This window comes from Dyadobacter diqingensis, assembly GCF_024220585.1.
Taxonomy (GTDB): Bacteria; Bacteroidota; Bacteroidia; order Cytophagales; family Spirosomataceae; genus Dyadobacter; species Dyadobacter diqingensis.
Genome location: NZ_JAMXKF010000001.1, coordinates 1,098,331 through 1,111,381, shown reverse-complemented (window position 1 = coordinate 1,111,381; position 13,051 = coordinate 1,098,331). Strand labels below are relative to the sequence as shown.

Sequence of the window (13,051 nt, the reverse complement as noted above, 5' to 3'; positions counted from 1 at the left end):
AGTGAGTACAATAAAACCCTATTTGCAATTAACACGGCCAGCCAATCTGGTAACGGCCATTGCCGACATTTTAGCCGGTATGGCCATAGCACAGTTTACGTTTTCAGACTTTAATCCGGCTTTGCTCGTCATTTCTACCCTGGGGTTATATGGCGGCGGTGTGGTGATGAATGATGTTTTTGATGCCAAACTGGATGCCGTCGAAAGACCGGAGCGTCCGATCCCAAGCGGAAAAGTATCTTTGCAATCAGCGACGATGCTGGGTATGACCCTGTTGTTTGCCGGTGTTCTGGCGGCCGCACTTTTCAGTTTCCAAAGCGGAATGATTGCGGTTGTGATTGCGGCATTAACGGTGCTTTATAACCGGTTTGCGAAACATCACGTTTTTTTTGGTCCGTTAACGATGGGCATGTGCCGCGGTGGTAATTTGTTGCTGGGTATGAGTGTTTTGCCTGAATCGTTTCAGCAATGGAGTTTTGTGGCGCTTTTACCCATTGCCTACATCGCTGCGATCACCCTGATCAGCCAGGATGAGGTGCATGGAGGAAAAAGACGCACCTTATACATCGCAGTTTTTTTATATCTGGTGGTTTTAGCCGCACAGCTTACCATTGCCCGGTCACAGGGAAATATTCTTTTTGCCCTTCCATTCGTTCTTCTACATGCCTGGCTTATTGGCAGGCCTTTGTACAATGCGATTCAAAATCCAATAGGGCCTTTGATCGGCAAGGCGGTAAAGGCTGGCGTTCTTTCATTAATTGTGATGAATGCTTCCTGGTGTGTGGCTTTCGGACTGTGGCCGATTGCGCTGGCAGTTCTGGCTTTGTTGCCATTATCAATACTTTTAGCCCGCGTTTTCGCGGTAACATAAAATATAAAGACATTATTGTTTTTCAAGATGCAAACGATACAACAACGCTTTCAGGTAGAATACAACTATTCTATTTTTTTTACTAATAACCTTTTTGACACAACCAATCAGCAGCTGAGTGATTTTTTCAATACTTATGCAGAACAGGGTTTCCAGCGTAAAGTATTGATTGTGGTGGACGGAGGATTTCTTGCCCATCACCCTGATCTGGTCGATACCATTAAGGGTTATTTCGCCGCGCGGATAAAACATATTCAGCTTGCGCAGGATATTATCGTTGTGCCCGGTGGGGAAGCTTCAAAAAATGATCCGGCTTTGTTTGAAAAACTGGCTCAGGCAGTGGATACTTACGGCATCGACCGTCATTCTTTTGTAATTGGTATTGGTGGAGGAGCGGTTCTGGATCTGGTTGGTTATGCAGCCGCGGTTTCACACCGAGGTATTAAACTGATCCGCATCCCCACGACAGTTTTGTCTCAGAACGACTCTGGTGTGGGTGTCAAAAATGGCATCAATTTCCATGGCAAGAAAAATTTCCTGGGCACTTTTGCACCGCCTGTGGCCGTGTTTAATGATCTGACGTATCTGAAAACACTGGATGACCGAGACTGGCGTTCAGGGATTTCAGAAGCTATTAAAGTGGCTCTGATTAAGGATAAGTCATTCTTTGAATGGATTGAGGAAAACGTTCTGGCACTTGCGCAGCGTGATGAAGTGACGATGTCATACCTGATTCACCGTTGTGCAGAAATGCATACCGAGCATATCGGAAGTGGTGATCCTTTTGAATTTGGTTCTTCCCGTCCATTGGATTTTGGCCACTGGGCAGCGCACAAACTTGAATATCTTACGGATTTTGAAGTGCGCCATGGAGAAGCGGTTGCGATCGGTATCGCGCTCGATTGTGTTTATGCAAACAAGATCGGAATGCTTTCGGATGCGGATCTGGAAAGAATTTATAACGTTCTGGTTAAGCTTGGTTTTGAACTATATCATACCAAACTGGCTGAAAACGATAAGATTAACTTACGTAATGGATTGCAGGAATTTCGTGAACATTTGGGCGGTCGTTTGACCATTATGCTTTTGGAGAAAATCGGAAAAGGGGTGGAAGTGCATGAAATGGATGCCGATATCATCGCTGAATCGGTGGACGTTCTTGAAAAATATATTTCAGAAAGAAAGGTTTTGACCGAAGGTTAAAATGTTTGGATGAAATAGTATTTAATAAATTCCTAAACCAGATTTTCCCTGCATCATGATAACCCCTTACGGTCACTTAACCTATTGCAGCAATATCCATCCCGGAGAAAAATGGGATGACCACTTTAAGACTTTACAGGAAAATATTCCCTACATAAGGCAACAGCTGGCGCCGGGAGAACCGTTTGCGCTGGGGCTGAGGATTGCCAACGAGGCGTCGATTGAGTTAAGCAAACCCGATCGTCTTGCCGAATTTAAAAACTGGCTTGCCGGACAGAATGTGTACGTGACGGTGATCAACGGCTTTCCTTATGGTGGTTTTCATGCCACACGGGTGAAAGACGACGTCCATACGCCTGACTGGACAACGACGGACCGTGTCGAATATACCAAACGTCTTTTTTCGATTTTATCGCAGATTCTGCCGGAAGATACCGAAGGCGGGGTTTCGACGCCACCTTTGTCCTATCGCCTCTGGTGGAAAACCGAGGAGGCAAAACGCAATACAATTGATATTGCAACCCAACATATCCTTGTCGTTATTGACCATCTGATTACCATCGAAAAGGAATCGGGTAAGGTGATGCACCTGCACATTGAGCCGGAACCGGATGGGATTTTGGACAATACAGTAGACTTTGTAAACTGGTATCGTGACGATCTTTTACCAGCAGGCATTACCTATTTAAAGGAAAAATACGGCTATACCGAGGAACAGAGTAAAGAAACGGTTTTGCATTACATCCGTCTTTGTTACGACATTTGTCACGCAGCTGTGGCTTTTGAAGAACCGGAAGATATTCTGAAACGGATCAATGAGGTTGGGATTAAGGTAGGGCGTATTCAGGTGAGCTCGGCTTTAAAAGTAGATTTTTCAAAAGATCCTCAGGTAAAATACGAGGCTATCAAAGCGTTTGACGAACCGGTTTATCTGCATCAGGTTGTAGCGCAAACGGCTGACGACGGCAAAAAATATTATCCGGACCTTCCCGAAGCGCTAGCCGATTATCAGGAAGGTGAACAGGAGGAATGGCGTGTCCACTTCCACGTTCCGCTTTTTATCGATACTTATGGCGCACTGGATTCTACCAGGGACGCAATCGTGAAAACGTTGGCAATTCATAAAGAAAAACCTTTTGCACCATGTCTGGAAGTGGAAACTTATACCTGGGGCGTTTTACCGGAAGATATGCAAAAGCCAATCGGAGAATCGATCGTGCGTGAAATGGAGTGGGTGAAGGGGATTATTAATGGTTAATTGTTAAGGGTAGGCATTGAGAGTTTTTTGCCTGTCATTCGGGATTGTGCGGGGCTTTAACTATTGTTTCCCGCTCTTTTAGAACCACCATGTTTGTAGCAGTCATGACGAGCCTTAATGCTGGTTTTCACTCCTTTTGGAGCGCCGTGTCTATAGAAATCATGAGGAACCTTAATGCTGGTTTCCGCTCCTTTAGGACCAGCCTGTTTGTAGCAATCATGAAAGCTTAATTCCTGGTTTTCGCTCCTTTAGGAGCGCCCTGTTTGTAGAAAATAATTGTAATACATCTAATGACCGGCTCCTTTAGGAGCCTCCTGTGACGGCTGGGGAATTTATTACTGTGCCATCTTCCGGAATAATATTAAGGTAAAAGAAATGAAGAAAACTATTGTCATAGATATCGTCGGGCTTAGTGCTAATTTAATCGGAGAGCACACCCCTTTTTTGAAACAATATGTTGCAAAACGTCATCTTAAAGCCATAAAACCGGTGCTTCCAGCCGTAACTACTACTTCTCAAAGTACGTATGTAACCGGAAAATGGCCGGCAGACCACGGTATTGTTGGCAATGGTTGGTATGATAAAGATGATTCAGAGATCAAATTCTGGAAGCAATCAAATAAACTGGTTCAGGCTGATAAAATCTGGGACGCAGCAAAAAAGGCAGATCCGACATTTACCTGTTCCAAGATGTTCTGGTGGTACAACATGTACTCCACCGCCGATTTCTCGGTAACGCCAAGGCCGCAGTATCACGCAGACGGCGTAAAAGCGCCCGATTGTTACGCTTATCCGCCCGATTTGCGGGATGAGCTTCAGGAAAAATTAGGACAGTTTCCGCTCTTCAATTTCTGGGGACCCAATGCAAATATTAAATCCACCCGCTGGATCGCAGATGCATCCATGTACGTGGACGACAAACATAACCCTACGTTAACTCTTATCTATCTGCCGCATCTGGATTATTGTCTTCAAAAGTTCGGGCCTGACTTTTCTAAAATCAGCAAGGAATTAGGAGAGATTGATAAGGTGGTAGAAGACCTGGTTACGTTTTACGAGGCAAAAAATGCCAAAATTATTTTGTTGTCGGAATACGGCATTAACCCGGTCAGCAACCCGGTTGATATCAACCGTATCCTGCGGAAAGAAGGTTTGATTTCAGTCCGGACAGAACGTTGGTACGAGCTGCTGGATGCCGGTGCTTCCAAAGCTTTTGCAGCTTCCGATCACCAGATTGCGCATGTCTACCTGAATGATCCGACGGTGAAAGAGCAGGTTGTGAAGGTTCTGAAGGCGACGCCGGGTATTGATCTTGTTCTGGATAAGGAACAACAAAAAGCATATCACCTGGATCACGATCGTTCCGGAGATATCGTTGTGGTTGCTAAACCCGATAGCTGGTTTACCTATTATTACTGGCTCGATGATGCAAAAGCACCTGATTTCGCACATCTCGTAGAAATTTTCAAAAAACCTGGTTACGATCCTGTGGAGATGTTCATGGATCCGAAAAATCCGTTCATCAAACTGCGGGCAGGTTATAAACTTGGACGTAAATTGCTGGGCTTCCGATACCTCATGGATGTTATTCCATTGGATGCTACACTGGTAAAAGGCTCACACGGCAGTGTGAATGTCCCCCGCGAGTATTTCCCGATTCTTGTTACTGACGAAGCTGTGACAAAGGAAATAGAAGCTGTCGACGTTTACGATGTGATCTGGAACCACCTGAATTAATGCTTTTTTAAGACTTTTACACTCGCCCTGATTTGCAATCAGTGCGCATATGGTTTAGCGTTTGTAACGCGGATTATTTTAATATGCGTTATAAACGCTAGACCATGAAACACCGATTGCAAATCGGTGTTAGCTTTTACCGATCCTTTCTTTCCAAGAGGCGCTCCGCCCGACTTCACCCACATTTATTGCCACTAGATTAAGACTGGCCTATTTTTTGTAATACTTTAATACACTGAGCGCATGTTTTAGAAAGTTGAGTCGAAACAAATTGACGCTCATGACGTTGAATAGTAAAAAAGTAACTATATGAGAAACATACACATACCACTCCTGTTTTCGCTGGCGTTTATTGGCATGGCCATGGGCTGCTCATCATCGGATAAAGAAAAAGAAGAAGTTGTCACCGGGACCGATGGGACGGTTAAGGCAGTGGAAGCCTTTCCTTTCTTAACGTTCAGTTCGCCGGTGGATATCCAGCATTCCGGAGATGCTTCAAACAGGTTTTTTGTTGTTGAACAAGCCGGCGTGATCAAAGTATTTGACAATAAAAGTACAGCTCCCGGCAGCTCCACGTTCCTTGATATCAAAAGCAAAGTAAGTTCGGGTGGAGAGACGGGCTTGTTAGGCCTGACTTTTCATCCCGATTTCAAAAATAATGGATACTTCTATGTCAATTACACCAAAGGAAGTCCGCTGCAAACAGTAATTGCACGTTACAAAACGACAACCCCCGGAGCGAACACAGCCGATGCATCCAGTGAAACCATTTTACTTACCTATAATCAGCCGTATTCAAACCACAACGGAGGTGCGTTGCAGTTTGGGAAAGACGGTTATTTATACATTGCTGTCGGCGACGGCGGTAGTGGAGGAGATCCGCAGGGAAATGGCCAAAACAAAAAGACCTATCTTGGCAAAATATTGCGGGTTGATGTGAACTCAGCGCAAAAAGGTAATTATGGCATTCCCGCTGATAACCCGTTTGTAGGGAACAGAGAAGGTTTTCTGGAAGAAATTTATGCTTACGGCCTCAGAAATCCGTGGCGAATGAGCTTTGATACCGGATCGGACCGGTTTTTTGCGGCTGATGTCGGACAAAGTGCAAAAGAGGAAATAAACCTGATTGTAAAAGGGGGAAATTATGGGTGGAAAATTAAGGAGGGAAAAGATTGTTACAGTCCGTCTTCCAATTGTGATGTTACGGGCCTGATTGAACCGGTTTTGGATTATGGCCGTTCCTCCGGCGATGTTTCAATAACGGGCGGTTATGTTTACAGAGGGGCAGAGATCAAGAACCTGACCGGAAAATATATTTACGGAGATTACGCCAGTGGTCGTGTCTGGGCGCTGGAACTGGATGGTAATCAGGTAAAAAGCAATACGTTGTTAATAAAAAGCAGTGCGCGGATTTCAACGTTCGGGCAGGATCCGAACGGGGAAGTTTATTTTGCCGATTACACGTCCGGAAAGATTATGAAGCTGGCGTTGTAACAGGATTAGCACCGAGTTGGAAGAAACCTTACTTTTGGGGATGATTTTGCTTTGACAAATATCCAGAGCGGATTTCTTTTAAACATTCCTCAGTCGGCAGAATGGGGTTTCATTGTATTCTACGCATCGTATGAGTTTTTTAAATAATACTAAAATAGCAGTTATCGGAGGTGGAAGCTGGGCGACGGCACTGATTAAAATTTTGTGTGAACAACCCAATATTCAGATTCGCTGGTGGTTGCGCAATGCCCATGATATTGCGCATATCCGTAAATTCCATCATAACCCAAGTTATCTGAGCGACGTTTATCTGTCTCCCAAAAAGGTGAAGGTTTTTGAGAAAACCAGGGAGGCTGTGAAGGGCGCCGATTTTGTCATCCTGGCCGTTCCGGCCGCTTTTGTACAGGAATCGTTGCGTGATCTTACTGAATTACATCTGAAAGGAAAACGGGTTGTATCGGCTATAAAAGGTATGATTCCCGAAGAAAATATCCTCGTTACGGATTGGGTTTCTGAAAAATTTAAAGTGCCTTTAAAAGATATGGCGGTTATCGCCGGTCCTTGTCATGCGGAAGAAGTTGCACTGGAAAAACAATCCTATCTGACGATCGCTTCCACGGATGCGGTCTGTGCCGAAGATTTTTCCAAATTAATGACCTGTCGTTTTGTAACAGCCCATCCGCTGGCCGATTTGTACGGCGTTGAATATGCGGCGGTGATGAAAAATATCATCGCGCTTGCCTGCGGCATCACGCATGGTCTGGGAAATGGGGATAATTTTCAGGCTGTGATGGTGTCAAATGCCATGCAGGAAATCCGTCAGTTTGTGACTGCGCTTGACCCGCGTGAAAGGGAATTAAGTACCTCTGCGTACCTCGGCGATTTACTGGTAACGGCCTATTCGCAATTTAGCCGTAACCGGCTCTTTGGCAACATGATCGGGCGAGGATATAGCGTAAAAGCTGCCCAGCTTGAAATGAAGATGATCGCGGAGGGTTATTATGCCACCAAAAGTATTTACGAGCTGAACAAAACCCTGCACGTAGAATTACCGATCACTTCGGCAGTGTACCAGATCTTGTACGAAGAGGCTTCTCCGTCGTTTGTGATCGAAGAATTGAAAAAGGTTTTGAAATAATAGCCCTTTTGCGGTTAAAACGGGTACTTGTTACATTCGGAACCATTCAAATTTCTCTTGCCCATGACGCGTACCCATTTATACAGACGTTTACTTTTCGCCTTTGCCTTCGTGGTTTTACTGGCCTGCAATGCAAAAAAAACGGAATCGGATAAGTTATCAGATGCGGACAGTGCCAAGCCCGTCACCCAGTTTGTTTTTGGGGATAAACGTGCTTTTGCGCAGTGTCATGCCTCAACGTTAGTCCGCCTGAAAGACGGTCAGTTTCTGGTTGCGTGGTTTGGCGGGACAGAGGAAAAAAATCCAGATGTCGGTATTTGGTTATCAAAGGGAAAACCCGGACAGTGGAGTGAGCCGAAAGAGGTAGCCAAGATCAGAGAAGATGCCCACTGGAACCCTGTACTGCAACTTGCCCCGGATGGCGTGGTATATCTTTATTTCAAGGTTGGGAAGGAAATAGCGCAATGGGAAACCTGGGTTAAAAAATCAACAGACGGCGGGAGTACCTGGTCGGAAGCTTACGAATTGGTGAAGGGCGACAAAGGTGGGAGAGGTCCGGTGAAAAATAAACTGATTGAGCTTTCCAATGGAACCTGGCTTGCCGGTGCTTCCAATGAGGTAAAGCGCTGGGAGGTTTTTGTGGACAGGAGCGAGGATAAAGGAAAAACCTGGAAAGCATCGTCTTATTTCAAAATTGATACAAATCAGATCAAAGGAAAAGGTGCCATCCAGCCCACGCTGTGGGAAACGGAGCCAGGCAAGGTGCATATGTTGGTTAGGACAACGAGTGGTATCATCGGCCGTAGCGATTCTGAGGATTACGGAAAAACCTGGACACCGATTTACACTACATCCCTTCCCAACCCGAACAGCGGTATCGACCTGACCAGACTTCATGACGGAACGCTTGCGTTAGCCTACAATCCTGATGCTAAAAACTGGGGTTCTCGCTCACCACTCTCCATCGGGTTGTCATTTGACGATGGAAAAACCTGGCCGGATAAACTGGATATTCAGACCGGCAAAAAGGACGATGAGTTTTCATATCCTGCCATTATCAGCTGGGGAGATTCTGTTGCGGTGACTTACACCTGGAACAGACAAAAAATCGCTTTCTGGCTTGGTACAAAAGATGAAATTGTTGCATTAAGCAAGAGCAAAAAATAACCCGGTAATTTTCTGTCGTCTTGTATTATACCTTGAAAAATTGTTTATATTAGATATGTCGGATAACCATATCTGACACTAATATAACATCAGCCATGAAAAATTTTACAAGGATAATACTGTGTTTGAGCGTGCTCATGTATGGTTGCTCGCCCTATTATTATGCACCGAACAAAAGCAATGTTCCCAACCTTCGGGAGCGGAATGACATGCGTGTGGATGCCGGTTTTGGTGGCGGATGGGTGATGAGAGGCGCTGATTTACAGACGGCTTATGCACTCGGGTCACATATCGGGATCATGGCTAATGGCGCAGTAACGAACAGCCGTTACACATATCGGAGGTATGATGAGGACCGTGAAAAGACGCAGAGTTGGTATGCTGAGGGAGCGCTGGGGTATTTTACCAAGTTAGAGGATAATGAGAATTGGTGTTTCGAGATCTACGGAGGTGCCGGAAAAGGGGAATATAGGATTACATATAGTGATGAAGCACGGGCCAGGTTAAATATGGACAAATACTTTGTTCAGCCTTCTCTGACCTTTACGCATCCCAGAAGAGGTGTCGAGCTCAGTATAGGCTCCCGGTTTTCAGGCGTTGATTATTATCTGGGCAGTATTTCGACGCCTAATAATTATGATTTCCGAACCGTGCACGATATTGTCAACCGCTCTTTAATGTTCTACTGGGAGCCTTCTTTCCGGTTTAGTGCAGGCTCGAAGGCTATCAAAGGATTTGTGAGTGTGACACCGACGGTCAGTATTCTTGATACCAACATTCCCCGCGAAGTTGTAAACCTCAATCTTGGTATCCGATTTACCTTTAACACTTCCCCGAAGCACTGATTTACTGTTATAATCTAATAACACAATGTGTCTGTATGACGCTTAATTTTTTCTTTTCCAGGATATTATCGGTGTTTTATACAATATTATCTTAAATCGAATACATTTTGGCAACGTTCCCGATAACGATTGCATTAAAATAGTCGGGCAGATTGTATTTTCCAGATTATTTATTGGCTAATATACATTGCTAATTCACATTTACCCGCTGATGTGAAGAGGATGTTTTATTAAAAATGTTCAATTAAATAGTTGGAAATGATGACCGGATATTCGACCGCCCGCGCCAACCTTGGCACTAAAAACTTTGTTTTTAAGGATGTGTATTTTCATGAAAAGGAAGGCTCATTTCAGATGCAGTTTGACCCGGAAGATAAAATGCCGAAGTACAAGCAAATTGTGCAGTCGATCCGGACCGATATTGAAAGAGGCGTTTTGAAAAAGGGCACTCAGCTTCCATCCATCAGTGAATTGAGCGTGGATTATCTGCTGGCAAGGGATACCGTTGAAAAAGCTTATCGCGAATTGAGAAATCTTGGTTTCATTACTTCTGTGCAGGGAAAAGGGTATTATGTGCAGTCAGGTAGTGACAAAAAGGATAAAATTCTGCTGGTTTTCAACAAATTGAGCTCCTATAAAAAGATCATTTATTACTCGTTTATCAAAGCGTTGGGCGAGCATGCGGTCGTAGACCTTGAAATTCATCATTACAGTGTGAAACGTTTCAAGGAAATCATTGAGAAAAATCTGGGGAAATATAATCATTACGTGATTATGCCCCATTTTAATCTGACCGAAGAGGAGGATTACATGGCGACAATCAAAAGTATCCCCTCGTCGCAGCTGGTGTTACTCGACCGCGATATTCCAGAATTGATCCAACCTACATTAAGCATTCATCAGAATTTTGACAAGGATATTTTTGGCTCTCTCGAAGACGCCAATGACTTGCTGAATAAGTATAAAAAACTTGTGCTGATTTTTCCTTTTGACGGCAATTATCCGAGAGAAATTGTACGGGGTTTCCGCAATTATTGCATCAATTACGACAAGCAGTTTGATGTCATTGAAAGTATTAATGATCAGATAATCCGGCCGGGAACAGCATACATCGTTGTTGAGGAAAATGATCTGGCTGAGCTGGTGAAAAAATCCCGCCAATCCGCCTACGTGATGGGAAGAGAAATTGGTGTAATTTCTTTCAATGAAACGACGCTGAAAGAGTTATTGGGTATAACGGTCATAACTACCGATTTCGAAACCATGGGCCGTACAGCCGCGACACTGATTTTGAACAAACAACAGATAAAAGTTAAAAATCCATTTTACATGATCCGCCGGGGATCTTTATAGTGGCCCGGCGGAATCGAGGTTATTTCATTTTATAAATTTCGGTTCCTGCCAACAGGAAGCAACCCAGACCATAATCTTCAAAATCAGGCTTGCTGGTATAGGTTACCGGCTGGCCGTCTTTGGGCTCTTTTCCCGTCCCCTGCACATATCCCAGAAAACCATCCTGATGCACGCATTCAGATTGTAAAGCGTTCCAGGCTTTGGTAATGGAGGTGTTGTACGTTTTACCCTTAACCAGACCTGTGTTAATGGCCCACGCCATACCGTAAATAAACAGCGCAGTCCCGGTTAATTCTTTGCCGCCAAAATCAGTGGGGTCAGTCAGACTGACGTTCCAGTAACCATCTTCGCGTTGTAGCGGTAACAAAGCCGAAAGCATATCAAACAGCATTTTTTCGTACTCGGCACGATGTGGGGCATTCTTTGGCATAATACTCAGGACGCGTACCAACGCAGCGACAATCCAGCCATTTCCTCTTGCCCAATAGCAGTTTTTCCCGGCAGGCGTTTTGTATGGTGGCAGAAAATCCTTGTCACGCCACCAAAGCTTTTCTTCCGGGTTGTAAAGTCCAGTGCCGCCTTCTTTCGTTTTCGAGTGGGTGTATAGCTGATACATTTTTTCAAAATAGCGGTCATCCTGATAGATAACGCCCAGATGAGCAAAGACAGGCATAGCCATCTGCAAGGCGTCAATCCACGTCCAGTCGCTCACCTTATCGGAAGCCACCATCAAATCGATGGAAGCTTTAATATCTTTAATCCGTTCTTCTTTTTTATCAATCAGATAAAGATCGATATAAGTCTGTCCGCAGCACTGGTCATCGGCGTTCCGTGTTTGTATTCCGTTTCGTAAACCCCACTTATGATTATTTCCCCAGGAAACGGCGTAGTCGTAATAATGCTGCTGCGGATCAATGGCATGAAGCGCCATGAGTCCTTCATAATAGACACCGCGGGTCCATATGTTGCTCGGGCGTTCCCGATTGGTAATGATTGACTTGCCGGTATCCGGCCATTTTTTTACAAAGTAGTCATTGGCAAGACGAAGTTTTTTAAGAAGTTCTTTCTTGTCAATTTTTTGTATCCGGCCATTTGAGTCATTTGCCCAAACTTTTGTTAATACGCTCCCTGCGAGCAGTAGGCTTAAAACTTCACGTCTTTCCATGAAAAAAGAATCGTTTATGAGGTTGAGAGACGATTAAAGAAGATAATTTTTCAGATCACATTTTTTCAAAAGACGAATCCCGTCGGTAACCGATTTTGCATTCACTTCGGCACCCGCTTTAGTGGTATGTGTATGATCTTTTTCTGTAAAAAAATCGGCTTTCACTTTATCCTGGCCCATTGCGTCATAATTGCGGGCCACAATTCCGAACAGATCTATAAAATAAGCACCGCTTGCTGCGGCAGTTTGCTCGGCCCATTTGGTATATCCCGTTTCAGGAATTTCAATTTTACCATCCTTAAAAATATTGCGCGGGACAGGCGAGCAGACAATCGGAATCGCACCTTTGGCTTTGGTTTCGTTGATGTACTTCCGCATGTACCAGCCATAGGTATGGACAATCTCGTGTTTCTTGGTGATCAGGTTATCAATTTCCTCGGTTTCAGTGCCCAGTCCTTTGATCGAGCCTCTTGCACGAAGGGTATCGTTGACGGGCCCGCCGTCGTTATGACCAAACTGCATGATCACGTAATCACCGGCTTTCAGGTTCGCCAGCACCTTTTCCCACCGGCCTTCTGTCAGAAAGGTTCTGCTGCTCCGGCCGCCGATGGCATGGTTTTGAATTGAAATTCTCACGGTGTCAAATAACTCAGGTAATACCGTTCCCCAACCCCAGAGATTATCTGCGCCCTTTCCCGAGCCATTTTTTACGGTAGAATCGCCAATAAGATACACGGTCGGTTTTGAAGGTTTGATCGCCGCCAGTGAGATAAGCACAACCAGGACAACCAGGAATTTTACTTTTATCATCGTTATAGAA

11 protein-coding genes are annotated in these 13,051 nt (G+C 44.7%); 9 read left to right on the top strand and 2 right to left on the bottom strand.

Annotation, left to right across the window (positions count from 1 at the left end; all coding sequences use genetic code 11):
* Position 1: 1 nt before the first annotated feature.
* The 9 genes from eboC (at position 2) to M1L62_RS04450 (ending at position 11,066) form a co-directional block, all read left to right on the top strand.
* Positions 2-871, top strand: coding sequence for a UbiA-like protein EboC (gene eboC / locus M1L62_RS04490; RefSeq protein WP_254411807.1), 870 nt, complete (start codon positions 2-4; stop codon positions 869-871).
* Between the two features lie 27 nt (positions 872-898).
* Positions 899-2,074, top strand: a complete 1,176-nt coding sequence (locus tag M1L62_RS04485) for a 3-dehydroquinate synthase (protein WP_254411806.1) — start codon at positions 899-901, stop codon at positions 2,072-2,074.
* Positions 2,075-2,129: 55 nt separating this feature from the next.
* Entirely contained in the window at positions 2,130-3,332 is a 1,203-nt protein-coding gene (gene eboE / locus M1L62_RS04480; RefSeq protein ID WP_254411805.1) for a metabolite traffic protein EboE, read from the top strand.
* Between the two features lie 375 nt (positions 3,333-3,707).
* On the top strand, positions 3,708-5,069 hold the full coding sequence (locus M1L62_RS04475) for an alkaline phosphatase family protein (RefSeq protein WP_254411804.1): 1,362 nt from the start codon (positions 3,708-3,710) through the stop codon (positions 5,067-5,069).
* Positions 5,070-5,378: 309 nt separating this feature from the next.
* Complete coding sequence (locus M1L62_RS04470; protein ID WP_254411803.1) at positions 5,379-6,563, top strand: PQQ-dependent sugar dehydrogenase; 1,185 nt, start codon at positions 5,379-5,381, stop codon at positions 6,561-6,563.
* 130 nt (positions 6,564-6,693) lie between these two features.
* On the top strand, positions 6,694-7,701 hold the full coding sequence (locus M1L62_RS04465; RefSeq protein ID WP_254411802.1) for an NAD(P)H-dependent glycerol-3-phosphate dehydrogenase: 1,008 nt from the start codon (positions 6,694-6,696) through the stop codon (positions 7,699-7,701).
* 63 nt (positions 7,702-7,764) lie between these two features.
* Positions 7,765-8,868, top strand: a complete 1,104-nt coding sequence (locus M1L62_RS04460) for a sialidase family protein (protein ID WP_254411801.1) — start codon at positions 7,765-7,767, stop codon at positions 8,866-8,868.
* Positions 8,869-8,963: 95 nt separating this feature from the next.
* Positions 8,964-9,713 carry a hypothetical protein gene (locus M1L62_RS04455; protein ID WP_254411800.1) on the top strand — a complete coding sequence of 250 codons (750 nt, stop codon included), beginning with the start codon at positions 8,964-8,966 and terminating at the stop codon, positions 9,711-9,713.
* Between the two features lie 258 nt (positions 9,714-9,971).
* Positions 9,972-11,066 carry a GntR family transcriptional regulator gene (locus tag M1L62_RS04450; RefSeq protein WP_374760286.1) on the top strand — a complete coding sequence of 365 codons (1,095 nt, stop codon included), beginning with the start codon at positions 9,972-9,974 and terminating at the stop codon, positions 11,064-11,066.
* A gap of 19 nt (positions 11,067-11,085) precedes the next feature.
* Here M1L62_RS04450 and M1L62_RS04445 read toward each other — a convergent pair whose 3' ends face one another.
* Positions 11,086-12,231 (bottom strand): glycoside hydrolase family 88/105 protein, encoded by a 1,146-nt coding sequence (locus tag M1L62_RS04445; RefSeq protein WP_254411799.1) that lies wholly within the window; start codon positions 12,229-12,231, stop codon positions 11,086-11,088.
* A 33-nt stretch (positions 12,232-12,264) separates the two neighbouring features.
* Positions 12,265-13,041 (bottom strand): rhamnogalacturonan acetylesterase, encoded by a 777-nt coding sequence (locus tag M1L62_RS04440; RefSeq protein WP_254411798.1) that lies wholly within the window; start codon positions 13,039-13,041, stop codon positions 12,265-12,267.
* Positions 13,042-13,051: the final 10 nt, after the last annotated feature.

Excerpts from the sequence above, each read along its gene's own strand:
- M1L62_RS04485 (WP_254411806.1), top strand. The coding sequence starts at position 899 with ATGCAAACGATACAACAACGCTTTCAGGTAGAATACAACTATTCTATT.
- eboE (WP_254411805.1), top strand. The coding sequence starts at position 2,130 with ATGATAACCCCTTACGGTCACTTAACCTATTGCAGCAATATCCATCCC.
- M1L62_RS04475 (WP_254411804.1), top strand. The coding sequence starts at position 3,708 with ATGAAGAAAACTATTGTCATAGATATCGTCGGGCTTAGTGCTAATTTA.
- M1L62_RS04470 (WP_254411803.1), top strand. The coding sequence starts at position 5,379 with ATGAGAAACATACACATACCACTCCTGTTTTCGCTGGCGTTTATTGGC.
- M1L62_RS04465 (WP_254411802.1), top strand. The coding sequence starts at position 6,694 with ATGAGTTTTTTAAATAATACTAAAATAGCAGTTATCGGAGGTGGAAGC.
- M1L62_RS04460 (WP_254411801.1), top strand. The coding sequence starts at position 7,765 with ATGACGCGTACCCATTTATACAGACGTTTACTTTTCGCCTTTGCCTTC.
- M1L62_RS04455 (WP_254411800.1), top strand. The coding sequence starts at position 8,964 with ATGAAAAATTTTACAAGGATAATACTGTGTTTGAGCGTGCTCATGTAT.
- M1L62_RS04450 (WP_374760286.1), top strand. The coding sequence starts at position 9,972 with ATGATGACCGGATATTCGACCGCCCGCGCCAACCTTGGCACTAAAAAC.
- M1L62_RS04445 (WP_254411799.1), bottom strand. The coding sequence starts at position 12,231 with ATGGAAAGACGTGAAGTTTTAAGCCTACTGCTCGCAGGGAGCGTATTA.
- M1L62_RS04440 (WP_254411798.1), bottom strand. The coding sequence starts at position 13,041 with ATGATAAAAGTAAAATTCCTGGTTGTCCTGGTTGTGCTTATCTCACTG.